Source organism: Desulfovibrio psychrotolerans, assembly GCF_013340305.1.
Classification (GTDB): Bacteria; Desulfobacterota; Desulfovibrionia; order Desulfovibrionales; family Desulfovibrionaceae; genus Halodesulfovibrio; species Halodesulfovibrio psychrotolerans.
The window spans coordinates 325,947-351,501 of record NZ_BLVP01000008.1 but is presented as its reverse complement, the minus strand read 5'-3'; the positions used below and the strand labels follow the sequence as shown (position 1 = coordinate 351,501).

General features: G+C 60.0%; 19 protein-coding genes and 2 tRNA genes. 10 read left to right on the top strand and 11 right to left on the bottom strand.

The annotated features are described in order from the left end of the window. Positions 1 to 33: 33 nt before the first annotated feature. Genes bamA through lysS form a run of 4 tightly spaced genes read right to left on the bottom strand, consistent with a single transcriptional unit; the run spans position 34 to position 6,127 of the window. Entirely contained in the window at positions 34 to 2,712 is a 2,679-nt protein-coding gene (bamA, locus tag HUV26_RS09310) for an outer membrane protein assembly factor BamA (protein WP_174409835.1), read from the bottom strand. Next, positions 2,696 to 3,382 carry an ABC transporter ATP-binding protein gene (locus tag HUV26_RS09305; protein ID WP_174410266.1) on the bottom strand — a complete coding sequence of 229 codons (687 nt, stop codon included), beginning with the start codon at positions 3,380 to 3,382 and terminating at the stop codon, positions 2,696 to 2,698. Before HUV26_RS09305 ends, bamA begins: the two co-directional genes overlap by 17 nt. A gap of 2 nt (positions 3,383 to 3,384) precedes the next feature. Next, positions 3,385 to 4,611: a lipoprotein-releasing ABC transporter permease subunit gene (locus tag HUV26_RS09300; RefSeq protein WP_174409834.1), complete on the bottom strand. Its 1,227-nt coding sequence runs from the start codon at positions 4,609 to 4,611 to the stop codon at positions 3,385 to 3,387. Positions 4,612 to 4,621: 10 nt separating this feature from the next. Beyond that, positions 4,622 to 6,127 (bottom strand): lysine--tRNA ligase, encoded by a 1,506-nt coding sequence (lysS, locus tag HUV26_RS09295; RefSeq protein WP_174410265.1) that lies wholly within the window; start codon positions 6,125 to 6,127, stop codon positions 4,622 to 4,624. Positions 6,128 to 6,419: 292 nt separating this feature from the next. Here lysS and HUV26_RS09290 point away from each other — a divergent pair. From HUV26_RS09290 to HUV26_RS09280, 3 genes are all read left to right on the top strand, one after another. Beyond that, positions 6,420 to 6,495, top strand: a tRNA-Asn gene (locus HUV26_RS09290). Positions 6,496 to 6,657: 162 nt separating this feature from the next. Continuing rightward, positions 6,658 to 6,733 (top strand) — tRNA-Asn (locus HUV26_RS09285). A 358-nt stretch (positions 6,734 to 7,091) separates the two neighbouring features. Next, a complete protein-coding gene (locus HUV26_RS09280; RefSeq protein ID WP_174409833.1) occupies positions 7,092 to 7,448 on the top strand; it encodes an EF-hand domain-containing protein in 357 nt (118 codons plus the stop codon). 269 nt (positions 7,449 to 7,717) lie between these two features. Here HUV26_RS09280 and HUV26_RS09275 read toward each other — a convergent pair whose 3' ends face one another. After that, entirely contained in the window at positions 7,718 to 9,712 is a 1,995-nt protein-coding gene (locus HUV26_RS09275; protein WP_174409832.1) for a FapA family protein, read from the bottom strand. A gap of 522 nt (positions 9,713 to 10,234) precedes the next feature. On the opposite strand from HUV26_RS09275, the gene HUV26_RS09270 reads away from it, so the two are divergent. Continuing rightward, positions 10,235 to 12,331, top strand: coding sequence for a YgiQ family radical SAM protein (locus HUV26_RS09270; protein WP_243451364.1), 2,097 nt, complete (start codon positions 10,235 to 10,237; stop codon positions 12,329 to 12,331). A gap of 262 nt (positions 12,332 to 12,593) precedes the next feature. Here the strand turns inward: HUV26_RS09270 and HUV26_RS09265 are convergent, their stop codons facing one another. Beyond that, the gene (locus HUV26_RS09265) at positions 12,594 to 15,086 is read right to left on the bottom strand and encodes a hypothetical protein (protein ID WP_174409830.1); all 2,493 of its coding nucleotides are present in this window, start codon (positions 15,084 to 15,086) and stop codon (positions 12,594 to 12,596) included. Positions 15,087 to 15,332: 246 nt separating this feature from the next. Between HUV26_RS09265 and HUV26_RS09260 the strand changes: the two genes are divergently transcribed. From HUV26_RS09260 to HUV26_RS09245, 4 genes are all read left to right on the top strand, one after another. Beyond that, complete coding sequence (locus tag HUV26_RS09260) at positions 15,333 to 16,763, top strand: DNA integrity scanning protein DisA nucleotide-binding domain protein (protein ID WP_174409829.1); 1,431 nt, start codon at positions 15,333 to 15,335, stop codon at positions 16,761 to 16,763. A gap of 74 nt (positions 16,764 to 16,837) precedes the next feature. Further along, complete coding sequence (locus HUV26_RS09255) at positions 16,838 to 17,299, top strand: EVE domain-containing protein (RefSeq protein ID WP_174409828.1); 462 nt, start codon at positions 16,838 to 16,840, stop codon at positions 17,297 to 17,299. Positions 17,300 to 17,331: 32 nt separating this feature from the next. Continuing rightward, complete coding sequence (locus tag HUV26_RS09250; protein ID WP_174409827.1) at positions 17,332 to 17,553, top strand: SlyX family protein; 222 nt, start codon at positions 17,332 to 17,334, stop codon at positions 17,551 to 17,553. 63 nt (positions 17,554 to 17,616) lie between these two features. Then, complete coding sequence (locus HUV26_RS09245; RefSeq protein WP_174409826.1) at positions 17,617 to 18,024, top strand: PaaI family thioesterase; 408 nt, start codon at positions 17,617 to 17,619, stop codon at positions 18,022 to 18,024. 107 nt (positions 18,025 to 18,131) lie between these two features. On the opposite strand, the gene HUV26_RS09240 is transcribed toward HUV26_RS09245, so the two are convergent. From HUV26_RS09240 to HUV26_RS09220, 5 genes are all read right to left on the bottom strand, one after another. After that, positions 18,132 to 18,842 (bottom strand): ABC transporter ATP-binding protein, encoded by a 711-nt coding sequence (locus tag HUV26_RS09240; RefSeq protein WP_174409825.1) that lies wholly within the window; start codon positions 18,840 to 18,842, stop codon positions 18,132 to 18,134. Positions 18,843 to 18,854: 12 nt separating this feature from the next. Continuing rightward, positions 18,855 to 19,625, bottom strand: coding sequence for an ABC transporter ATP-binding protein (locus HUV26_RS09235; protein WP_174409824.1), 771 nt, complete (start codon positions 19,623 to 19,625; stop codon positions 18,855 to 18,857). Further along, entirely contained in the window at positions 19,625 to 20,587 is a 963-nt protein-coding gene (locus HUV26_RS09230; RefSeq protein ID WP_174410264.1) for a branched-chain amino acid ABC transporter permease, read from the bottom strand. The genes HUV26_RS09235 and HUV26_RS09230 overlap by 1 nt, the downstream gene beginning before the upstream one ends. Beyond that, the gene (locus HUV26_RS09225) at positions 20,587 to 21,492 is read right to left on the bottom strand and encodes a branched-chain amino acid ABC transporter permease (RefSeq protein ID WP_174409823.1); all 906 of its coding nucleotides are present in this window, start codon (positions 21,490 to 21,492) and stop codon (positions 20,587 to 20,589) included. Before HUV26_RS09225 ends, HUV26_RS09230 begins: the two co-directional genes overlap by 1 nt. Positions 21,493 to 21,581: 89 nt before the next feature. Beyond that, positions 21,582 to 22,700 carry a branched-chain amino acid ABC transporter substrate-binding protein gene (locus tag HUV26_RS09220; protein WP_174409822.1) on the bottom strand — a complete coding sequence of 373 codons (1,119 nt, stop codon included), beginning with the start codon at positions 22,698 to 22,700 and terminating at the stop codon, positions 21,582 to 21,584. A gap of 452 nt (positions 22,701 to 23,152) precedes the next feature. On the opposite strand from HUV26_RS09220, the gene HUV26_RS09215 reads away from it, so the two are divergent. Together HUV26_RS09215 and HUV26_RS09210 are read left to right on the top strand one after the other, a co-directional pair. Then, positions 23,153 to 24,244, top strand: coding sequence for an alpha/beta hydrolase family protein (locus tag HUV26_RS09215; RefSeq protein WP_174409821.1), 1,092 nt, complete (start codon positions 23,153 to 23,155; stop codon positions 24,242 to 24,244). 389 nt (positions 24,245 to 24,633) lie between these two features. After that, on the top strand, positions 24,634 to 25,533 hold the full coding sequence (locus HUV26_RS09210) for a CheR family methyltransferase (protein WP_243451363.1): 900 nt from the start codon (positions 24,634 to 24,636) through the stop codon (positions 25,531 to 25,533). Positions 25,534 to 25,555: the final 22 nt, after the last annotated feature.

Sequence of the window (25,555 nt, the reverse complement as noted above, 5' to 3'; positions counted from 1 at the left end):
AGTCTGCACCGCGCCCCCTGTGTAACGTTGTACTTAGAAGGTCTGCCCCATGGCGAATTCGAACCGCGGGCTGCGCTGCTTGCCGTCCACCTTGTTCAGAGGCAAGCCGTAGGCAAAGCGCAGGTCGCCCATGGGCGACTTCCATCGCCATTCAAGACCCACGCTGCTCAGGAAGCCGTTTTGTGCATCGCGCCCGTATTCGTCGTCGATGTTCACACCGGCATCAAAGAAGGGCACAAGCTGCATGCCGAGTTCGTTGTTGAAGTACCATTGGTATTCAAGGTTGGTGTAGGCCATGCGCGTGCCGCCGATCTTGTCGCCGTTTTTGTCACGGACGGCGAAGTCAGAGCGTTTATAGCCGCGGACAGAGTTGATGCCGCCTATCCAGAAACGTTCCACCAGGGGCACATCATCGCCCGATTCGCTGCGGAACAGCCCGCCGCCCTTGACCATACCCATGAGCACGTTGTTCTTGTTCAGGGCGTAATAGGCACGTGTTTCTGCAATAACCTTGATGAAATTGTCATCGCCCTGCAGGACACCGCCGCCGTATTCGCTGAATACGCGGGTAAAGGTACCGGATGTGGGCCGCTTGGCGTCGTCAACGGTGGAGCGCACGACAGTGGCGGAGGCAACGCTTGCGAACCGGTTGCCTTCGTCATCCTTGATGGTGTCTGAAGCGTTTTCATCCACGTTGTAGATTTCGTAGCTGTCCAGCCGGTACCCGACAAAGACCTTGGTTCTGTCCGTGATGGGCCTGCCCACGACCACGGTGCCGCCTATGGTCTTGATGTCGTAGTCATCATAAGAGCTGTCTGCGATGTAGGTGTTCAGTCCCAGCGAGTAGACGGAGTCGTAGACGCGCGGGTTCAGGAAACCAAGATCATAACGTGTGGTTTCCTTGCTGAACGAGCCGGTAAGCGAACCGGCGTAGCCTTTGCCCCACAGGTTACTTTCGCGGATGGAGCCGGAAACGCCGACCCCGCCCCATGTGTTCCAGCCCACACCGGCAAGCAGTGCCCCGGTGTTCTGCTCTTTGACCTTAACCTTCAGGTCCACTTCATCGGGATTGCCGGTGGGCACCATTTCCACTTCGGCAGCGGCAAAGTAGCCCAGCGAGTTCAGGTTTCTGTTGCTGCGTTGCAGCTTATCACCGTCAAAGGCTTCGCCATCGGAAAGGGCCAATTCGCGGCGGATCACGTTATCACGGGTATGGGAGTTTCCTTCGATGTTTACGTTGCGCACGTAAACCTTGTTCTTCTTGGAAACAGTATACACCAGATCAATGGTTTCGCCGTCGGCTCTCTGGGTATCGAAGTTTACCTCAGCATAGGCGTAGCCATGCTTGGCGTAGTATTCGGTAAGTTTGTTGGTATCGTCCTTGATGACGGAGTAGTTGAGGAAGGTTTCCTTTTTCTTCCACTCGTCGATCTCCACGATGGAAAGCAGCTTGTCGTCCGGTTCGATGAGATCGCCCTTGAACGAAATGTTGCCCACCTTGTAGCGCTGCCCTTCCTTGACACGGAAGGTGACGACGATGCCGTCCTCCTGATAATCTACCTGTGGTTCACCGACCATAACGTCCATGAAGCCGCGGTTCAGGTAGTATGCACCTATGGCGGCGGAGTCGCGCTCCAGATAATCTTCACGCAGAACGCCGGTTCCCGTGTACCACGACAGTATGTTACGGGACGAAAGGGCAAGTTCGCTCTTCACATCACCCGCGTCAAGCTGCTCAACGCCCATGATGGTAACTTCTTTGATATAGAGCTTTTCGCCCTCTTCTACGGTCATGATGAGGCTGGCGGAATGACGGGCATGTTCTTCCACCTTGTGCGTCAGCTTGGCGAGGTAGAAACCTTCCTTGCGGTAGAGTTCCAGAACCTTTTCAAGATCCTGTGCGAGCAGTTTTTCGTTCATGACCGCCCCCACCTTGGTGCTCATGGCGGCCAGAATGTCGTCCTGCTTCACGCCATCGGAGCCTTCCACAACGATCTTTTCAATGCGCGGCTTTTCCACCACGGTAAAGACAAGATCCATGCCGTCGCGGGTCTGGTCCAGAGACGCCTGCACATCGCTGAAATATCCGAGCTCGTAGATACGCTTGATTTCGTTATTGACTGTCTTGCCATCCAGCGGGTCGCCTTTACGGACGCGCAGGCGCATGAGCACCACATCGGGGTCCAGTACCTTGGTGCCCTTGATGATCACGTTGGCAACGGTATTTTTGCTGAGCATATCGTTGGTTGCCGTGGCGACCAGTTCATCCACTGCGGGCAGAATATTGATAAGCCCGCTCTTGTTGATGAAAACGGGCTTGGCGGCCTGCAGGCCGTAGGCTTCTACCACGCGGGCATCGATGGAGAGTTCCTCACCCACCTGATTGAAGCTGCCGTAGATGGCATAGTTTGCCCCTGCAAGGACGGCAATGTCCCTTACAGCGGCAATGGAAAGCTCTGAAAGGCCCTGCTGCTGAAGAAGCGCAAGCGCCTGATTCTGCGGCACCACCGCGAACCCCTTGGCCACAAGACGTTCGGCGATGAGTTCCGGGAGGCTGTCCTCCAGATACGCCATGTCTTCTCCGGCGTTGACTTCAAAGGGCAGCACGAGAATCTTCGTGTCCCGGATGTCAAAGGCGGACGCGCTGCCCGCTACCAGCAGAAACAGCAGGGAAAGGACCGCCGCAAGACCCGGCCTACACAGTTTGGACATACAGTTCTCCAGCTCTCAGTTCAAGACGGCGTTGCATAAGGCCCGCCAGCTCCAAATTATGGGTAACCATCACCAGTGTCATGCCCAGTTCCTCGTTCAGCCTGAGCAGCAGTTCGGCAACGGCGCTCCCGGTGCGTTCGTCAAGGTTACCCGTAGGCTCATCGGCCAGCAGAACAGCGGGCCGCATAAGTATGGCCCGTGCAATGGCTGCGCGCTGCCTCTCGCCGCCGGACAGGGTGGTTACCTTGTGCTCCACACGGTCCTGCAACCCCACCAGCCCGAGCGCCTCACGGGCAAGCCCGAGCGCCTTGGACCGCGACACGCCGCCTATAATCGCCTGCATCGCCACATTTTCCACCGTGCTGAACTCCGGCAGCAGATGATGGAACTGAAAAACAAACCCTATTTCACGGTTACGCAGGGCTGCCTTTTCTTCCGGCGACAGCGTGTTCAGATCGCTGCCACGGAAAAGTATGGTGCCCCTTGTAGGATTATCAAGGGTTCCCAAGAGATGCAAGAGGGTACTTTTGCCGGAACCGGAAGCACCCACCACCGCGATAGTCTCGCCGTTGTCAATTGTCAGGTCCAGTCCACTGAGAACCGTCACCTTTTCCGCAGGGCCGGCATATTCGCGTCCCACGTCGGAAAGTTCGTACAGCGCATCCCGCATGGTCATTCATACCTCAGGGCTTCGACAGGCTGCAACCCGGCCGCTTGCCGCGCAGGGTAAATGGTGGCCACAAAACAGAGCAGCATGGCTGAAACACCGATGATGAGCAGATCTATCCACTCTATAAGGACAGGAAGTTTATCCAGTGAATAGACACCTTTGGGAAGTTCTATGAACTGATATTGCTTGAGCAGGTAGGCGGCGGCCAGCCCCAGCGCAAAGCCCAGACAGGTTCCCACCGCACCGATGATAGTGCCCTGCAGCATGAAGATGCGCCGGACCTGTCTGCGGGTGGCTCCCATGGACATGAGGATGGCAATATCGCGTGTTTTTTCCATGACCAGCATGACCAGCGTGGTGACAATGGAGAAGGAACCCACCAGCACGATGAGCGTGAGGATGATGCCCATGGCCGTTTTTTCCAGCTTGAGGGCGGCGAACAGGTTGGCGTTCATCTCCATCCAGTTGCGCGAATAAAAGGGATACCCGCCCAGCGCGGCGGATACGTCTTCGGCCACTTTGTCGGCACGGTACACGTCCTGCACAGTCATTTCCAGCCCGGTGACCAGTTCTTCTTCCCACCCCAGCAGTTCGCGCGCCGACTGCAGGGAGACGAATCCCAGCGAGGAATCATACTCCCACATGCCGGTTTTGAACAGCCCCACCACGCGCAGATTGCGTACGCGGGGAGTGAACCCCGTGGAGGTTCGCGTGCCGGAGGGCGAAAGCAGATTCACCCGGCTGCCTATGCCCGCTCCGAGCCGCTGCGCCAGTTCTTTGCCGATGATGATGCCGGGCATGCCGTCTTCTTTAAGACGCACAAATCCGCCGTCTTCCATGTGTTCGCGTATGGAGAGCACGCTTTCGGCGGTATCCGGGTCCACGCCGCGCAGCACCAGCCCTTTTACGCCGCCGGAACCGGAGATCATGACTTCCGAATAGATGAAGGGGGTGGCTCCCACAACGCCGGGCACCTGCAGCACGGTTTGCATGGTCTTTTCGAAATCCGCGAAAGGCCCGCTCACGGACATGGTGATGGCATGGGCGTTGACGCCGAGAATTTTATCCCGCAGGTCCTTGGTGAACCCGTTCATGACACCCAGAACCACGATGAGCGATGCCACTCCCAGTGCCACGCCCAGAATGGAAATGACGGAAATGACAGAGATAAAGGTCTGCTTGCTTCGCGCTCTCAGGTAGCGCAGCGCGATGAATGATTCAAAACTCATGTGCCGGGGCCTACATCTCCGGCTTGAGCAGGGGGAACAGAATGACTTCGCGGATGGAGGCGGAGTCTGTGAGCAGCATGACCAGCCGGTCTATGCCTATGCCCTGTCCTGCCGCCGGGGGCATGCCGTATTCCAGCGCGCGCAGGTAATCTTCATCCATGAAGTGTGCCTCGTCATCGCCTGCTTCCTTTTCCGCCACCTGATCAAGGAACCGCAACCGCTGGTCCACGGGATCGTTCAGTTCGGAAAAGGCGTTGGCAAGCTCGCGTCCGGTCATGAACAGTTCAAACCGGTCCGTCACCGAGGGGTCCTGCTCGTTGCGGCGGGAAAGAGGTGAAATATCTGTGGGATAGTGATAGATGAAATGGGGCTGCACAAGGCGCGGTTCCACATCCAGATCGAACAGCTTTGCCTGCAATTTGGCCAGCTTTTCGCCCTTGACCACCTTTTCGCCGCGCTCGCGGATATAGGTGGCCAGCTTGTTGTAGTCCAGATACAGTTCCGGCGTGTGTCCGCCGATCTTTTCCAGCGATTCCAGAAAGCCCATGCGGGTCCATGTGCCCGGCGTGAGATCAATTTCCTGTTCCTGATAGGTGATCACCGTGCTGCCGCACACCGCCTGCGCGATATGGCCGAACAACTGCTCGGTGAGGTCCATAAGGTCTTCGAACGTGGCATACGCCCAGTAGAATTCACACATGGTGAATTCCGGGTTGTGCTGGGTGGATGTCCCTTCGTTGCGGAAGTTGCGGTTTATCTCGAAAACTTTTTCATACCCGCCCACAAGAAGACGCTTGAGATACAGCTCCGGGGCGATGCGCATGTAAAGCTGGATATCCAGCGCATTATGGTGCGTCATGAACGGGCGCGCCGTTGCACCGCCGGGAATGGGCTGCATCATGGGGGTTTCTACCTCCATGAAGCCGTGGCTTTCCATGAAGCGGCGGAATTCGCGCACTATCTGCGTTCGCTTGCGGAAGATTTCGCGCGTGCGGGGCGTGACGATGAGGTCCACATACCGCTGGCGGTAGCGGGTTTCCACATCCTTGAGACCATGATACTTTTCCGGCAGCGGGCGGATAGATTTGGTGAGCAGTTTCACGTTGCTGCACGAGAGAGTCAGTTCGCCTGTCTTGGTGCGGAAAAGCGTACCGCGAACCCCGACGATATCGCCTATGTCCAGCTTCTTGAACATGGCGTATTCTTCGTCGCCCAGCACCTCGCGCGCGGTGTAGCACTGCATCTTGCCGCTGCGGTCCAGCATCTGGAAGAAGGTTACCTTGCCGAACGAGCGCACGGCGACAATGCGCCCGGCACACTGAAATTCACGGTCCAGCCCTTCCAGCTCTTCCGCCTCCAGCCCTTCAAATTCGGCCCTGATCTCGGAAAAGTCGTCCTGCTTGCGAAAACCATTGGGAAAGAGAGGATATCCCGCCTCAAGCAGTTCACAGGATTTTGCCACCCTGTTCTTGACCACTTCGTTCAGATCATCGCGGTTGGCAAAACTCTCCAGCATGGGCATAAAATAGTCGGCATGCTTGGATTTTGTAGGTAGCTTGATGATAGGCCGCTTTGATTTTTCCTGGTCGCTCAAGGCAATAACTCCGTGTAGTGGATTCGGTCAGTGCTGAATTGGGAAGGGTTATGCCAATTGTCCACTGCCGTCAAGAAACCGTGCCCGCTCACTAAGGTAAAAACATGATTTCAACAAAAAATCAAAATTACGGAAATCGGGCTTGACTGTTTGCTCCGCTTTCGCTTAGAGACTTTTCCGCGCGTCACGCACTGTGCCGCGTCTTGGCCGATATTCCCCGGTGGCTCAATCGGCAGAGCGGGTGACTGTTAATCACTAGGTTACAGGTTCAAGTCCTGTCCGGGGAGCCAGAGCGCTAAGCCCCTTTCCGCAAGGAAAGGGGCTTTTTCGTGCGCAGCCCCTCGTGATGCAAGGAATTATTCCCTCCTCACGACATTTTCCTTGACGCAGGCAAACGAAATCCGTAAATCTCTTCCCTCGTCGGACGCACCGCAAGGCGCGTACCGCCACGATCCCCGGTGGCTCAATCGGCAGAGCGGGTGACTGTTAATCACTAGGTTACAGGTTCAAGTCCTGTCCGGGGAGCCAGAGCGCTACGCCCCTTTCCGCAAGGAAAGGGGCTTTTTCGTGCACGGAAGCATGAGAACCGAGCGAAATACAAGGGCATTCTCCCCTTCCTTACGCCTGCCCCGCCTGCCACATGTGCCGCATATACCGGGTGCGGGCTTTTTTTCATGCAGGCCGTGCACAACGGACGTTCCCGTCCATATTGTGCGGAGAAACGCGCCAACGCTGGACACGACGGAACAGACGGAGTATCTCTTCCCGGAAACGGGTGCAGGCCCCTGCGACGCCTATGGCACACAGGGTATACCGCGCGCCCGAATCGGTTACGGTCATACGGACGTACAGCATACAGGCCGCCCTGCGGCGGCAAGGAGACGGAATGAAAAAACTCGCTCTCGCGGCTCTCATAACCTGCCTGTGGACCACGCCCGGAGCGGCGGACGACAAGTTCGACCACATGGACAAGGATTCCAGCGGCACGGTAACCTGGGAAGAGTTTGAAGCCCAGTATCCTTCCATGAAGAAGGCCGCGTTCGACGCCATAGACAGCGATGCCAACGGCGAGATTTCGCATGACGAATGGCACGCCTTTACCGATTCGCACGGCGCTTCCGGCAAAGGCGGAATGGGCGGCGGAACGGGCGGAGGAATGGGCAAGGGCGGCATGCCTCCCGGACACCCGGATACCTCATCCAAGGGCAAGATGCTCATAGAGCCGCCCAAGAAGTCGGAATAACCGCCCGAAACACCGCATCCGGTTCCGGCGGTGCATGAAGCAGCAAAAATCAACCCCGTCTCTACATGAGGCGGGGTTTTTCTTATGCGGCCGTGCGCTGTGTATTATCTGTGTCGTGCACCGTGTGATACCTGTGCCCTGCGCAGGGCGATACCGAGGGGCCGCAGCGACAATCATCCGGCACGACGGGTATGTGCAACGCCTGCAAAGGAAGCTTAACGCTGCGTGTGGCGCAATGCCGCCCGGACAGGTATTTCACGAAAAACGGATCAGGCGGAAACGACCTCTATACGCCTGCTTTCCGGCACATAGCGGAACACCGCGGCCTGAATGGGATGTGACACGGTGAACACCGCCTCGCCTATGGTGATGACAGTGCCGGGATGCACCACGCCGCTCACGGCAACCCGCTTATCCAGCAGCTTCGCAGACGCCCGCACCCGCGCCTCCGCCACCTGCTCCCGCAGGTCGTTGTATTTGTTCGTCAGGGTCTCCCGCAGGGCCAAGGCTGCCTCTATGGCCTTGTACTGTTCCGGGCGGGCACGCATGAGCAGTTCTTCTTCCGCTCCCTCGCCGAACTTGGCCGTCAGCTTGATCAGAGCCTCTTTTACGGTATCGCGCTCTTTTTCCAGCTCGCGCAGAGCCTTGGAGCTTACAGCCACCGTCACCTTGGTTGCCACGCCCAGTTCTGCGCCCAGTTCCAGAGCTTCCACACCGCCCATGCAGGTGATGCTGCCGCCCTGAATTCTACCCCGCCCGGTGGTGGCAATAACCCTGCCGCCGCACAGCACCGTGGAGTGCAGCATGAAGTCGCGCACCACCACATCATCACGGGCCTCTATGACCGCCTCGTTCACAAATCCCGCGTGCACGCTGCCGCCACAGCGGACATACCCCTTTTCCATCATCAGTATGCCGCCCGCCACCTCCACATTGCCCCCCGCCATGATGCGGGCGGACTCTATGGCGGCCCCCACCACCAGCGAACCGGGAGTCTTTACCGAAAAGCCGGAAAGCACCGTGCCTTTTACCCGGACAGACCCCGTGGCAACGTGAATATTGCCGGTGGAAAAATCCACATCTCCGTCCACCTGCACCACTTCCTGTACGGAAAGCGTGCCCCCGACATACTGCGCAAGCCCGTCCACCTGCGCCAGAACAGTTTTACCGTCCGCATCCAGCGCAACGCTTCTGTCCAGCGTCACCTTTGCGGGTTGCCCGTCATTGGCGGGCAGCACATTGCCCAGCACGTCCACCCCGGCAACACCACGCGTGGGAGGATGCACCACGGCCACTGCCGCGCCTGCCCGTGCGGAGGGCAAAAGCCCCCGGTTGCGGAAGTCTATGGCACCGTTGGCTTTGGTCATGCCCACAGGAGCAGCTTCGCGCTCCTCTGACAGCATTTCCACATATCCGTCTCTCCCGTGCACGGGCTGCCGCCCACGTGCCAGCACAACAGGCTCCGAAGGCTTGCCTGTGCGCTCGCACCGCTCCAGTGCCTCTTCAATGGCAGCCTGATCCACCAGAGCAACGGGAACATGCAGGGCATGCAGCACCCCCAGCACCCGCGCCTTGGTGAGCGGAGCTCCTTCCATATCGCGGAAATGAAGCCGGACCGACGCCTGCATGGCATCCTCTGAAACGGACACCAGCGGAGTGACGCTGATAGCGGTATCCGTGGCCTGCACCAATCCGAACACGGTGGAGGAAATATCACGCGATGCGGGGTCCAGAACACAATGGCCGTTTTCGCCGATCACTATATCGCGGGGCTTATGGGGCAGGTGAGGGGGAATTTCCGAGCCATCCACCCGCATGCCGGGCTTGGGCATGACGGCGGCCACCAGATTGCCTATGGCCTGACCCGGAAAGACGGGATAATTGAAGTTGCCGTATGGGACTATGTAGGCGTCTTTGCCGTTTTCCGGCTGCACACCACGGGCAATGACAATGCGGTCAACAGCCCCGCCGGTGCTGATGCAGTGCAGCAGCTTTTCCGCGCCTTTCTCGCTCAGGGGTACCTTGACCCCTGCTTCCGCCAGCAGTTTGCGGATGCGCTCCACAGTCAGGGGCCTGCCCCCGCCGCTGGGCGGGATATACCGGGCTACGCCGACCTTCATGCGGTCCTGTGTGCCGGAAAAACGCAGCATGGCATCTTCGCCGGTGCCTGTTGCAGCAGTATCGGCACCATGGCGAACGGCAGCACCGGGCATCCCGGCCTTTACGGCGTCCACTCTGCCGGAAGCGGCAGTGGTAAACGTCATACACCACCCCCTTGCTGCGGTGTGCTGGCCTGTCCGTGCGCAACGTCTTTGCGGTTTCACGTATCTGCCCGGAATCCCTCCGGTCACGGCCCGAACGCCGATGCGCACAATACGATATCCCTACGGAATGGCAAATATAATGCTCACGTAATACAGCACCGCAGGAAAGGCAAGCCTCCGAATCCGCAATCTGCCGAGTATTCGCATATTTCCGGCATCATGTGACATGCAGGCGGGGGCACGGACACCGCATGGTTCCGCAAGCTTTCCGCAACAAAGACTCCCGCACAAACCGCTTGTACAGGCAGACAGGGCTTGCGCAGGCAGACAGGGACAAGTCTACGGAGCAATACGCCGCAATATGCCGCCATACGCCGCTATACGCCTGATTGCCATTTCCGGGCGGCCTGCTATAGTCCGCGCATGCACACCCCCACCCCACCCCGCCCGGCGATTGCCGGAACGCCTTTTGTGACCCCTGCGCAGCACCGCACCCCGCTTGAGCAGCCGCCCTTTCTTCCCATGACCCGCGAAGAGATGGACCGCCTCGGCTGGGATGCACTGGATATCCTCATCGTTTCCGGCGACGGATACGTGGACCACCCGAGCTTTGCCGCCGCCCTGCTGGGCCGCTGGCTTGTGGCGCACGGCTACCGCACGGGGGTTATCAGCCAGCCGCGCTGGGATACTCCGCAGGACGTGCAGCGCATGGGCCGCCCTACCCTGTTCACCGCCGTTTCCGCAGGCGCGCTGGACTCCATGCTGGCCCATTACACGGCCTTTCGCAAAAAACGCCACGATGATGCCTATACCCCCGGCGGCAAGGCGGGAGCGCGCCCCAACAGGGCTGTAACCGTTTACACAAGCCTTGTGAGACAGGCGTTTCCGGGCATGGGTGTGGTCATAGGCGGCATTGAAGCCTCCCTGCGGCGTATAACGCATTACGACTTCTGGACGGACAAACTGCGCCGCCCCATTTTGCAGGACAGCAAGGCCGACTGCCTTGTTTACGGCATGGGCGAACGGGCTATTCTTGCCCTTGCGGGAGCCATGGCGCTGAGTCTTGACGATACCGGCACGGCGGACGCGGCAGCCCTGCGGCGGGCCTCGTTCGGTATTCCCGGCACGGCTGTCATGGGCCGCCTGTTACACCGCGGGGAAGATGCGGAAAACCCCTGCCACGCAGAAGGGATACCTGAAGACGCCACCGTCATGTGCCTGCCATCCCATGAAGCCATGGAACACACCCCGGCCCTGCTCATGGAAGCGACCCTCATGCTGGAGCGTCACGTTCAGGCAGCGCAGGCATGGGCCGTGCAGCCTTCCGGCGACCGCGCCGTGGTGCTTGCGCCGCCCGCGCCGCCCCTTGAAGAGGCGGAGATGGACAGCCTCTACGCCCTGCCCTTTGCCCGCAGGGCGCATCCGGCTTACACGCAGCCCATTCCGGCCGAAGCCATGATTCAGACCAGCATAACCACCCACAGAGGGTGCGGGGGCGGGTGTTCTTTCTGCTCGCTGGCACTGCATCAGGGCAGGCGGATTGCCTCGCGCAGCCGCGACTCCATCCTTTCCGAGGTGCGGGCCATGTCGGCCATTCCGCGCTTCAACGGCTCCATAAGTGATGTGGGCGGCCCCTCGGCCAACATGTGGCAGGCCCGGTGCGCGGCAGACCCGGCCACATGCAGGCGCACAAGCTGCATGCATCCCGGCGTGTGCCCGCAGTTCAAGGTGGACCAGTCCTTGGCCGTGGACATGCTGCGGCGCATACGCGATGAGCAGCACATACGCCATGTGCGCGTTGCCAGCGGCGTGCGGTTTGACCTTGCCATGCGCGATGACAATGCCATGCGCGCGTACACCATGGAATTTACGGGCGGCCAGCTCAAGGTTGCCCCCGAGCATATCTGCGACACGGTGCTGCACCTTATGCGCAAGCCCGGCCTGACGGTGTTTGAGGCGTTTCTGCGCGCCTTTGAGCGCTATTCGGAGGCGGCGGGAAAGGAACAGTATGTGGTGCCCTACCTCATGAGCGGTTTTCCCGGCTGCACGGACAACGACATGCGCGCACTGGGTGACTGGCTTGCCCGCAGGGGCTGGCGCCCCCGGCAGGTGCAGTGTTTTATTCCCACGCCGGGCACCGTGGCCACGGCCATGTTTTTCACGGCTGCGGCACCGGACGGCACCCCCCTGTACGTTGCCCGCACGGATGCGCAACGTCTGCGCCAGCATCACATTCTCATGCCCGACGCGGAAAAGCAGAACACAGAGGCAGGACACTCCGCACGGCAGAGTACAGCGCGGCAGGGACGCCGGGATCAGAACACTGCCCGTTCTGAGCGCTCTGCCCATTCCGACCGTTCCGACCGTTCCGACCGCTCTGGCCGTTCTGAACGTTCTGGCCGTTCTGGGCATTCTGAACACTCCGACCAGCCCGACAGGGACAACCCGCCGCAACGCCCCCGCAGCAACGGCGGGCCGCAGCATTCCGGCCCCAAAGGGAAAAAACCGGCGCAGGGCGGTGGAAATGCCAACAGCGGCACGGGGAAAGCAGGCGGACAAGGCGGCAGCCAGTCATCCCAAAGGCCAGACTGGAACAGCCGCTCCGGCAAAAAACGCTGAAGGCCGGGAACGGGCAGGATATGGCGAGAACTAGCGGGATATGGCGGCAGCGAATACATATCGGGCGGATAGGGGTGACAACGAGCCGCAACGGGCCTCAACGGGCCACAACAGAACATGCCTATGCCGATACTGCCCATAGCCCGCACAGGAGCTCATACAGGAACCCATACAAGAGCCATGTGCCCCATGTTCCCTGCTGTATTCTGAGTGCAGAGTCCTGCGCGGGGCGTGTCGGTTGCGGCTACGGGCAGACGACTTTTCACTGCTGAAAGGGAAGACAATCCGCAGGCAATGCCACTCCGGCCTGCGTCAGGCGTTCCGCCAGCCGCCCGCGCTCGTCCGCAGGCAGGGCGGCCATGAGGAGACAGGCATCGGACGCACTCCCCTCCGGACAGTCGGGGCACGGATTGCTGCCCGCCACGCCCGATGCCGCACGGGATTGTGCTGTGCCTGCCGGGGCGGCGCGGACTGCATGTGCAGCGCGGACGGCATACTCTGGCCTGCCATCCTGTTCTTGCCTGCTTTGCTCTTTTCCGTTCTGCTCTTGTTCGTTCTGCTCTTGTCCGTTCTGCTCTTGTTCGGCCTGCCTGTTTTGGGCAAGCCCGCCCCCGGCAGCCCTTCCGGTGTGCTTTTCCTGAACAGGATTTCCGGGGGTAACATCTCCGGCATCGCGCTCGCTCCGGCCATACTCCCATGAACCGCACCGGAACAACTCCCGGCACAGCGCATTTTCCACGGCGTGCAGCACATCTGCGGCAATGGACCGTGGTTGCGCCACGCGCTCCAGAATACCGGGGCGCATGGTCTCGTCCAAAAGGGAAAACACCTCTGCCGCCAAGCCGGGATCTATGCGCAACAGATGACGCAGCACCAGTGCCGCGCCGCCAAGGCACTCCATGCGCAACAGGTCTGCAATGCCGGACGGAGTGCATCGCCGCAGGCAATTGAACGGCAGCGCATACCCGCCGGATTTGAGCCGGGCACGTACCTTTGCAGCTTCTGCCGGGGTGAAGCTGCGCATGAGCAACCGGGTGACCATACCACTATCCACCACAAGCGGGGTGCTGCACATCATTCCGGGAGCACCTTCCGCCAGTATCTGCGATGCCTGCGCGGGAAACAGGCTGGGCAGTGTTGCCACAAGGGAAAGGAACCGCGCCGCCGCCTCCGGGGTGCACATGCGCAGCACGTGCGCGGCATGCGTCTCTCCCAAAAGAAGTGTGCGGACAACAGTGCGCTGCTCCACGGAAAGGGTGCGCAGCATGGAGGCGCGCCTGCCCATGCGCCGCACAAGCTCCTCACGCATGGCAGGTTCCAGCAATTGCAGCACGCGCCCGCGCCGCTCATCCGCCATACGGAACAACACCACAGCCGCCAGCAGCGGATGCGCCGTGCGTAATTCTGCGGCCAATGCTGCATCGTCCAGTGAACGGAGGCGTGCAAAGGCCTCATCATCCGTCTCTGTGTAAGACGGCATGAGCAGCCGCGCCGGTTCCGCAAGCATGGCCCCGAGCGGGCGCAGCATGGTGAGGGGGAACAACAGCAGCATGCGGCCGGACCGTTCACCATCGGAAACGGCAAAGGTGACCAGCACGCATTCGTCTTCCTCACCTGCCTCGCCGACATCACCGACATCACCCGATTCACCCGGCTCGTCCAGTTCAGCCAGTTCACCCAGTTCTACCACCGGCTCACCGGGTCCGATGAGCCGGCAGCGCACCGTCTCCACCTCAAAATATGGTGCCATGGCCCATTCCCAGTCCAACTGAAAAGCATGCAGGCAATAGGCTGCCACGGCCTGCACGGAGGTTGCCGCGTGCGCTGCTCCGTCGTGCACCGCCTGTACGGTGCCTAATGATGTGTTTGGCGATGCGTGTGACGATTCTGACTGAAGGCTGCGCGGAAGAGGCGGCGGCTCGACCACAGGCCGGATATCTTCAGGAATGGCGGAGGGAATATGCGGCGTTACCCCCGAAGGATTGTCTTGCGTGTTGCCGGAATCCGGACCGTGTCCCGGCCCTTTTTCCGGCATGGGGGCTGGTGAGGTTACAGATGGAATCGCCGACACGGGCAACGGATCGGCAAACCGCCGTTCCGGTCCTCTGTCCAGCAGACGGGTTGCAAGCAGGTGCGTCAGGGGAGCATCCGCCCCCAGCAAAGCCACCCCTTCCAGCGGAAGCATCTGCACCGTGGCGGTAAGGGAGGCACTGAAACGCGACCATGCGGCAAAGCGCACACGCCGCGCTGTGGCAGGAAGCACCTGCCAGCGGCGGGTGGAAAGGCTATGCAGTCTGCGCGCCATGGCGGAAGCCATGCGCGCCGCCATGCGGTCCAGCGCGGGAAAGGCAAAACCGTCAGGCATGACACGCCGTCCTGTGCTCTCCGCGCGGTTCACGGTCCGAGCATCCGGCGGATGCCCTGCCTCTCCTGTTCCGGATGGAGGAACAGCCCCCTGCATATCGGGCCACGGCTCAAACTCCGGTGCATCAGGAGTAGCCATCATGCTGAGCTGATGAAACAGGTCATCCATATCGGCCCCGTCCAGTACGGACTGACCGGACTGAGAAAACTGGCCGGACTGAGAAGACTGGGCGGAATGGCCGTGCGCAGAAGCATTATGCTGCGGCACTCCCTGTTTCTGCCCGTGGGGACGGGCCGGTGCGTCTTCGCCGGACGCTCCGGAACCCGGCTTTACGCCGCCCCGTGCGCCGAACAGCTGTATGACCTTGCGCCCCTGCCTTTTGCGTTTCATGCCCGCCTCGCCCGTTCAGATTTGCTGCCCGACCTTAGCGCCTTTCAGCCCCTGCGGGCAACGCTTCATTTGCCGTGCCCATTCGCCTGTCCGGCATCTTTACCCGTTACCCGTTACCCGTTGCCCGTAGCCGGACAGCCCGCTCCTTCCGCTGCCCGATTTTCGGCTTGTTGTCCGTGCACGGGATAGGCTATGCATGCCGTACCCATGGCATTTTACGCTATCGTACGCCCATAGGAGCCACCAGTGAGCAGCGCCTACAGAAAATTGTGCATCTACCATACGCTGGACGGCCTGCGCGAAGGCCTGAGCCATTTTTCCGGCCCAAGCCGCGCCGCCCTGCTGCTGTCGCTTGCTCCGCAGGACCCCATCCGCGTGCTGGACCCGCAGTTTCTGCTGGACGGGCACCAGCCCAAACTCCGGGAGCTGTTCCTTGACTGTACGGCATGGCGCGCCGCCTGCAACGCGCCGGAAGGTCTGCGCCCCTTTGAACTGCGCCCCCTGCAGGACCCGCAGCTCACCGGACTGCTGGCTTTTGGCGGCAGCAACCGTGAGGTGCCCCTGCTGATGTGGTTCACGGAGGAGCACCCGGATCTGTGCTCCAAAGGGCCCACGCTCCGCTGGCTGGAACACGCCGCCGCGCAGTTGCTGCTGGACCTTGCGGCAAGCAACGACCTGCGGGACGGGGCATCCGGATTTGTGCTGCAAGGGTATGCCACACACGCCGTGCGCGACTACATTGTTGACCGCCGCAACGAGCTGGTGGGGCTGGACACCCACCTGCGCGTCTACCCCACGCTGGACACCATACTCGGCATATCCCACACCAGAGAAGAAGGCGCATGGCCGCGTGGCAGGCTTGCCTTTGTGGAGCCTGCGTTGCTGCGCGACATACATTTTCTTGCCAGTTTTCCGCGCATGGAGCAGCCCTCTCTTGCCAACCTGCGGCACTGCCGCAAGCTGATGCTGGCCGTGGAATCGTCTGACCGTGCTCTGGTTTCTGATGGCAGGACCATTGTGGGCATTACGCGTGAACCGCTCCCGCAGGGCACCATTCTGGCGGACTTTCAGGGGCGGCACGGGTTCCTTTTTCTGGATGACGAGATTATCGCCTCTTTTGCGGACGGCGCGTTTCAGTCTACCAACCGCAAGCCCAACCTTGTTCAGCTGGAAGAGGCGTTGCTGGAATCCAGCCTTGGCTACGACAGGCAGCACGAGCTGTTCCGCATTGTCTCCGGCATTGTGGCGTGTGCGCAGGAACGCAAACACGGCTGCACCATTGTGCTGGACCTGCGCGAAGCCCCCCGCAGCCTTGCAGGGCAGACCCTGCATGCACCGCTGAACCTGACCACGGCAGAGGGCATGGACCTTGCCTGCTCCTTCGCCAAGGTGGACGGCGCGCTGCACATAGGACGCGACGCGCACCTGCACGGCTTTGCCTGCCTGCTGGACGGAAGGGCCGTTCCCGGCGAAAACCGCGCCCGCGGGGCGCGCTACAATTCCGCCGTGCGCTTTACAGCCACCAACGATGAACTTATTGTCATCGTGGTATCGGCGGACCGGCCCGTATCCATTATTCAGCGGGGCATAGAGCTTACCGCCCGGTGCGCGTGGACACCGTTGCCGGGAAGGGTGCCCACCCCGCCCACGCTGGAAGAATGGCTCAAGCTGCCATGACGCACGCGCGGTACGCCGCCAGCCCAAGCAAACGCCAACATACGCCGCCCGGCACGCGGCAGGGGAGACAGGCCATGCCCCGTTACTGGCTTATGAAATCAGAACCCGGCTGTTTTTCCATAGACGACCTGAAGAACGCCCCGGGCGGCATTTCCCCGTGGGACGGTGTGCGCAACTATCAGGCCCGCAATTTTATGCGTGACGACATGCGCGCGGGCGACAAAGTGCTCTTTTACCACAGCGTCACCAATCCCGGCGTTGCGGGTGTGGCGGAAGTGGTGCGGGAGAGTTACCCGGACCACACGGCATGGGACCCGGAGAACAATCACTTTGACCCTGCATCCACCCCGGAATCGCCCCGTTGGTTCATGGTGGATGTGCGCTTTGCGCACGCCTTTGCACGCCCGGTGACGCTGCGTGAAATACGCAACACACCGGGGCTTGAGGATATGGAACTGCTCAGGAAGGGATCGCGCCTTTCTGTTATGCCGGTTACGCAGGAACAGTTTGAAATCATCTGCGCCCTTGGCGGCTGATATCCGTACAACCACACATACGGGAGGTCCGCATGAAGGATCTGGAAGAACGCATCGCCAAGCTGGAAGAGACGGTTTATTTTCAGGACACCACCATACGCGAACTGAATCAGGCCCTTGTGGCCCAGCAGTTCCAGCTGGATGAGATGGAGAAGAGGATGCTCGCCATGCAGACCAAGCTGCGTGAGCTGCTGCCCATCCTTGACGACGGCGGCACGGACGATGGCCCGCCGCCGCACTACGGTTCAATGTAGCCGCCTGCGGCACCATGCACGCGCAGCGGCGCAGCTCCGGCGGCAACACAGACAGGATACCCCATGAATGACTACCTTACCGCGGTGATGCGGGATACGCAGGACGTGAACCCCGTGCTCAACCATCTGGGCATACGCGTGGAGCAGGCGGAAAACGGCACCGCACGGCTGCGGCTGGACGCATCTGAGCATGTGGCGCAGGGCGCGGGCATGACGGCGGGGGGCATTATCGCCACGCTTCTGGACGAGGCCATGGCCCATGCCGTGCTCTCTGCCCTGAACGGGCACACCCGCACCGCCACCATAGACATGCATGTGCAGTACCTTTCCGGGGTGCGCCCCGGCACGGTGCTGCACGCCGAGGCGCAGGTGGTGAAAAACGGGAGCAGCATTGCCTTTGTGCGGGCGCAGGCCACCACCCCGCAGGGCAAGGTGGCTGCCACCGCCACGGCATCGTTCTTTCTGAGCTGATACGAAAAAACCGGCGGGGTGTTCCCCGCCGGTTTACTATGGCCGTATCAATCACAGATTCGATGAACAGATACGATAAACGGGAGAGCCGGCCCGGCGCTGTCGCATCAGTGCCCGCCGCCGAGGTAGGCGTTCTGAATTTCGGGGTTGCGCAGCAGGGCGGCGGCATCGTCTTCCATTACCACACTGCCCACTTCCATAACGTAGCCCCTGTTGGCCAGCTTGAGCGCGGCACGGGCGTTCTGCTCCACCAGCACCACGGTTACGCCGTGCTTATTGATGGTGCGCACCGTATCAAATATGGACTTCACCAGAATGGGCGCAAGGCCCAGTGACGGTTCGTCCAGCAGCAGGATACGCGGGTTGGCCATAAGCGCGCGGCCTATGGCCAGCATCTGCTGCTCCCCGCCGGAAAGGGTGCCCGCAAGCTGGCTGCGCCGCTCCTCCAGCCGGGGAAACAGACTGTATATCCATTCCTCGTTCTGCTTGATGAGCGCCTTGTCCTCTATGGTAAAGGCACCGAGCATCATGTTCTCTTTGACCGTAAGCGTGGAAAACACCCGCCGCCCTTCCGGCGACTGAGCTATGCCGAGCTTCACAATTTCATGCGCCGGACGCGTGTGCAGCGGTTCGCCCTTGAACAGGATTTCTCCCTTCACCGCGCGCACCAGACCGCAGATGGAGTTGAGCGTGGTGGACTTGCCTGCGCCGTTGGCTCCCAGAATGGTCACAATCTCGCCCTTGTTCACGGTAATATTAATACCGTGCAGGGCTTCCACATTGCCGTAATTCACATACAGGTTCCGAATTTCGAGCATTCCGGCAATCTCCTAGAGCATACCGTCGTCCGTGCCGAGGTATGCCTCTATGACGCGGGGGTTGTTCTTTATCTCAGCAGGCACACCCTGCGCGATGACGGCTCCGTATTCCAGCACCACCAGATGCTCGCACACCTTCATCACCAGACTCATATCGTGCTCAATGAGCAGCACGGTAATGCCCCTGTCGCGCACCGCCTTGATAAGCTCTATGAGTTCCTGCGTTTCCTGATCATTCATGCCCCCGGCTGGTTCGTCCAGAATGATGAATCTGGGCTGGGTGGCAAGGGCGCGGGCGATTTCCAGCAGCCTCTGCTTGCCGTAGGACAGGTTCTTGGCGGCGTTATTCCACTGTTCCTCCAGTCCCACGAAGTGCAGCTCGCTCATGGCACGCTTTACCGCAGCCGTCTCTTCCCGCTTTTGCCACGGGGGGCGGAACATGGCGGAGAACACGCCGGAACGCATGCGGCAGTGGCAGCCTGAGAGCACGTTTTCCAGCGCGCTCATATTCTGGAACAGCCGGATGGTCTGGAACGTGCGGGCAATGCCCATCTGCACAATGCGGTTGGTGCGCATGCCCACCACGTTTTTTCCGTCAAACAGCACTTCGCCCGTATCCGGGACATAGTTGCCCGTTATCAGGTTGAACACGGTGGTCTTGCCCGCCCCGTTGGGCCCGATAAGCCCCACGATAGAGTCTTTCTCCACATTGAACGACACATCGTTCACCGCCACCAGCCCGCCGAAGGTTTTGGTAAGGTCCTTAAGCTGTACAAGGCTCATTACCGGGCACCTCCCACAGCTTCCTTCAGGTAGGCAACCACGTCATACTTGCGCGGCGGCGGGGGAATGAGCCCCTGCGTGCGGAAGATCATCATCAGCACCATGGCTGCCCCGAAGACCAGCATGCGCCACATGGCGAGGTCGCGGAACAGTTCCGGCAGCCCGATGATGAGAAAGGCGCCCACCAGCACACCGCGGATTGAGCCCATGCCGCCCAGAATAACGATGGTGAACAGCACCACCGATTCCCAGAACGAAAAGGATTCCGGCGAGATGATGGTCATTTTGGCGGCGAACAGGGTGCCGGTCATGCCCGCCCAGAACGCGCCGAGCACAAAGGCCACCAGCTTGTAGTAGGCGGTGTCTATGCCGGAACCTTCTGCCGCGACATCATCTTCCTTTATGTAGTTGAGCGCGCGCCCGAAGCGCGAGTTCTCAAGCCTGTGCATGAGGAAGATGGTGACGGTTGCAAAGCCCCAGATGAGATAGAAAAAATGCTCCGGCTTGCGCAGCCGGAACCCGAACACGGTGGGCCGGGAAATGCCGAAGATGCCGTTGGCCCCGCCTGTAAGACCGAACACATCGTTCACCAGCGCAATGCGAACTATTTCCACAATGCCTATGGTGACGATGAGCAGGTAGTCTCCCCGCAGGTGAATGATGGGCCGTGCCACCACCATGGCGAAAAACCCTGCCAGCAATCCGGCAAGGGGCATACTGTAGAGCACGGGCATACCGAACTGCGTGTTCAGAATGGCAGTGGTGTAGGCCCCCACAGCGTAAAACGCCGCATGGCCCATGTGGAACAGGCCTGCGTGGCCGAGAATCAGGTTCAGACTGAGGGCCAGCACCACGTACAGGCCGATGTTGTTCAGCACGTCTGTCCAGTAGGAACTCATGAACGACGGCAGCGCGGCAAAGAGCAGACAGATGGCCGCAAGAGCAAGTGTGCGCGTGTTCATCATACCTTGTTCGCCACCCTTTCACCGAGCAGGCCGGTGGGCCGGACTATAAGAATGAGAATGAGCACCAGAAAGGAGATGGCGTCTTTCCACGCAATGGAGATGTAGGCCGCCCCCAGTGCCTCTATGACACCCAGCAGAAGCCCGCCCAGCATGGCACCGGGAATATTGCCTATGCCGCCGAGGATGGCGGCGGTGAAGGCCTTTAGCCCGTAAAGCCAGCCCATGGTGAAGCTTATCTGACCGTAGTACAGCCCGACCATTACACCCGCCGCACCGCCCAGGGCAGGACCGATGCAGAACACAAGCGCGATGACGCGGTTCACGTCTATGCCCATGAGCTTTGCGGCGTCCTGATCAATGGCCGCCGCGCGGATTGCCGTGCCGGTCTTGGTCTTGTGGGTCAGGTAATAGAGGCCCAGCATCAGCACCACGGAGGTGGCGAACATGATGATGCGGACCACGGGCACCTCCATGCCGAACAGCGAGACTGCGGTTCGGGGCAGAATGGAGTGCGGATACACAAGCGGACGGGCTCCCCAGATGAGCATGACCGCGTTCTGGAAGAAGATGGAAGCGCCCAGTGCGCTCACCACCGCGGAAAGGCGCGGCGAGGTGCGCAGCGGGCGGTAGGCCGTGCGCTCAAGCAGAAACCCTATCAGCCCGACCAGAATCATGACCATAAGGGCCAGTGCGATAACCCCCGCGAGGGCTCCCAGATGATCGGAAAGCCCCAGCGTGGTAAGCAGCGTGAGGCCCAGAAAGGCTCCGATGGTGAACAGGTCGCCATGGGCGAAATTTATGAGTTTGAGCACACCATACACCATGGTGTAGCCTAGGGCGATAAGGGCGTATATGCCGCCCACCGCAAGACCATTGGTCAATTGCTGAAAAAACTCTTCCATAAGGCAGTCCCGTCTTAGCGGATGAAGCGAACGGAAAACGGGGATACGGACGGGTTGTACCGTCCGTATCCCGCAAAAGGGCCGAAAGGTTATTGCAGGATAAATTCACCCTTTTCGTTAACCTTGCTCAGACGGTAGAACTTCCCTGCGCGGTCACCCTTCTCGTCGAAGGAGATGGTGCCGGTAAGGCTGGGGAAGTCCTTGAGGCCGGTACGGAAGTAATCCGCAATCTTGTCGGCATCGGTGGAGCCAGTCTGCTTGATGGCTTCCACAATCACGTTGAACGCGTCACCGGCGAACACGGACCAGATGGAAGCGGGCATGGCCTTATGCTTGGCCTGATAGGTGGCGAGGAATTCCTTGGTGGCAGGATCGTCAAGATCGTTCACGCCGGGAGGGCCCACGAACATGAAGCCCTTGGCGGCTTCCGGACCGGCGATCTTCACCAGGTCGGCGTTATTGGTGGCGTCGCCGCCCAGCATGGGCACGTCCCACTTCATTTCCATCTTCTGGCGGAGCAGCAGGCCGGCTTCGTTGTAGTAGCCGGGGAAGAAGAGCAGGTCGGGGTCGGAGCCCTTCACCTTGGTCAGAATGGCGGTGTAGTCCTGCTCGCCGGGGGTCAGCGCATCATAAAAGACGATGGTGGAAGGATCGAGCAGCGCCTTGGTTTCTTCGGCAAGCCCCTTGGAGTAGGAGCTGTTGTCGTGCAGGATGGCGATGCGCTTGCTGCCGAACTCCTGAATGATTTTGGCGGCTGCGGCACCCTGTGCGTCGTCACGCGGGCAGGTGCGGAAGAAATACTTCATGCCCTTTTCGGTAAGGCGCACCATGGTGGAACCGGTGGTCACCTGAATGACGCCGGCTTCGTCATAAATGCCCTGCGCCGCTTCGGTGATGGAGGAGCCATAGGTGCCGATAACGGCAACCACGCCGCCGGTGGTCAGACGCTGCGCGGCCAGCGCGGCGGTTTTGGGGTCAAAGGCGTCGTCTTCGGCTACAATCTGCACCTTCTTGCCGTTAACGCCCCCAGCGGCGTTCAGCTTTTCAGCGAGAATGTCCACAATGTTCTTCATGTCCTGCCCTTCGGAGGCATACTTCCCGGTCAAGGGGGCCTGAACACCAATCTTGATGGTGTCGGCCACGGACACGCCTGCCATCATGACAGACAGCACCAGTGCCAGCACAAGTGCGTGAATCAGTTTTTTCATCGAAAATCTCCTACAAGTCGCTCAACATATGGAGTGAAGATGATCCCTAGCCACTTACCTCTACCCAGCTTCTGCTCCTGCCTTTTTTTGGGTTGGCTTTTCGGAGCATACTGGAGGACACCCTAGCGTGGAAACACAGAATTGTCAAAAATTGTTTAAATAAACAAATGATTCCGTCTGCATTTTACACAAAAGCGTCATAGACCCTTGTTTCTGCGCTTTTCCGCAATTTCTGCGTCACTTCATGCTGAATAGCCCACATTGCCTGCCCCCCGGAGGAAAGCGGGAATCTACATGAATATCAGCGAGAAAGGCAATACCCAACGATAACAGTCGATTGTCGACATCTGGCCGCAAAGCGTCCTTTCACCGCCCCGCCGCCCCTTGCCTGCCCCGCCCATATGCGGTAGCTGTTGCCGTACAATACGCCATACCGCCCTCCGGGAGAACACATGTTCCGCGCCAACCGCCTGTCCCCTCTCGCCTTTCTGCTGGCTCTGCCGGTCATCTTCGCCGTTCTGTGCGCCACAGTGCTCCACACGCACGCCATGGGCAGCCGCGATGCCAAGGACTACACGGCCGGATTGCAGATTCTGACGGCATGGGAGGAGGGAACCGGAGAGCGCATACCCGTCTATGTGTGGTACCCCTCCATCCGGCCGGAAAAACTGGCGGTGCTGGACCTGTATGCCATCTCTGCCGCGCGCGAGGGCAAACCTGCGGAAGGGGCATTCCCGGTGCTGCTCATGTCGCATGATGCCGCGGAATCGGGCCTTGCCCACCACACCACCGCGGAATTTCTGGCCCGCAAGGGCTTTGTGGTCATCGCCCCCACCCATCCGGGAGACAATTATCTGGATACGGCGCGCATCTTCATCGCAGAGCAGATAACCCGCCGCCCGGACCACCTGCGCAAGGCGCTTAACGCCACGCTGGAGCACCCTGAACTGGGCCCCGTGGCCGACACGCGCTTTATGGGCGTGATCGGATTCGGCACAGGCGGTGCCACCGCCCTTATGCTCGCCGGTGCGCAGCCGGTGACGGAAGGGCTGCGCACCTACTGCACGGCCAGTGCAAGCGAAGAAGTTACGGCAGATCCCTACTGCGCACCGTGGGCAAAGACCCGGCTGCAATCGATGCTTGAGGTACCGGAAGGTCGCCTTGCCCCGCCGGAAGGACAGGAATGGGTGCTGCCGGGCATCAGCGCGCTGGCAATAGCTGCCCCCGGATACGCCATGCTGTTCGACGCTGAATCCGTAGCTCCGCTTCGCGTGCCGGTGATGCTGATGGAGGCGGAACGCAACACCATAAATCCGCCTGCACGGCACGCACGGCATCTGCGCGCCCTGCTGCCCGCCGCTCCCTATTTTGTCTTTGCCGGAGCCAGTGCGTTCACCCTGCACTCCCCCTGCCCGGAAGCCATGCGCGCCGCCTACCCCGCCCTGTGCACGGACCCTGCGGGAACCAACCGCCGCTCCGTGCACGAAGCCATGAACGGTCTGCTGCACAAGTTCATGACCGAGGAAATGAGAAAAGACTCCTGATACGCCGGTATCCACAGGTTGCCGGAGCCGCACCTATGCTGCAGGGCATGTCACGGCAACCATCAGACCACTGATATACTATTGCCTCGTTTGCGCAGTCTCGCCGGAGGCTTCTGCACCGCTCAGGAACGCTCCAGAAGAGGAAGTATTCCTGCCTGACAAGGGCACTGCATTTTCTGCTGCATGCAAGGAACCGACAGCAGCAACAATATCCTTTGCCTTTCCTCATGCACGCGGTATAGTGTTTCAATTACGATAGTCTAACCCATCCTCAAGCACCTGACGGGGGAACAATGGCATTGTTATCTTCAGGAAAAACAGGAGCAGGCTCCTCTGTTCTTGGCCAGCGAACCGCCCCTGCCGCCACCACCGGCAGGCTGGGCGGGCTTATGGGCAACTACGACAAGGGCGAGAACAGGGGGATTACCTCCGGACTTTCCCTGCGCAAGACTGCCAAGATCAGCGATGAGGAGTTTGCACAGCTCAGTGCCTTCATCTACGAAAAGACCGGCATAAGCATTCCGGACAAGCGCAAATATCTGCTGGAAAACCGACTCGGTTCGCGCCTGAAGGAGCTGGGACTCAACTCCTTTAAGGAGTACTACGACTTTCTCAGGCTGGACAGAAACAAGACGCTGGAAATGGACAAGCTGTGTGAGAAGGTGACTACCAACGAAACCAGCTTTTACCGCGACATCCGCCAGTTGAACATCTTTCAGAACGATATTCTCAAAGAGTTCATCAAGGCGCAGGAGGCGGCGGGCAAAAAAGAGATTTTCATCTGGTCCGCAGGCTGCTCATCGGGCGAGGAGCCATACACCCTCGCCATCATGATAAGCGAAGTGCTGGGCATGTCCATTATCGGCTGGAACATACGCATAGCCGCCAACGACCTTTCCCCCGCCATGCTCGCCAAGGCACGCGAGGGGCTGTATACGGAATACTCCCTGCGCACCACGCCCAAAGGGATTGTGGCCAAATATTTTGACAAGGAAGGCGAGGACTACCGCATAAAGTCCCGCGTGAAGAAGCTGATTAACTTCGGCCCCATAAACCTGAGCGATGCCGCCGCCCTGAAGCGGGTGCCCAAATCGCACATTGTGTTCTGCCGCAACGTGATCATCTATTTTGACGACCCCATGAAGCAGGGGGTTATTTCCGCGTTCTACGACAATCTGGTTCCGGGCGGATACCTGTTTCTCGGCCATTCGGAGAGTATCCACAAGCTTTCCACCGCCTTCAAGCCCGTGCTCAAGCCCGGCGGCATGTGCTACAGGAAGGAAGGGTGATGACTGACCAACCCCGCACGAA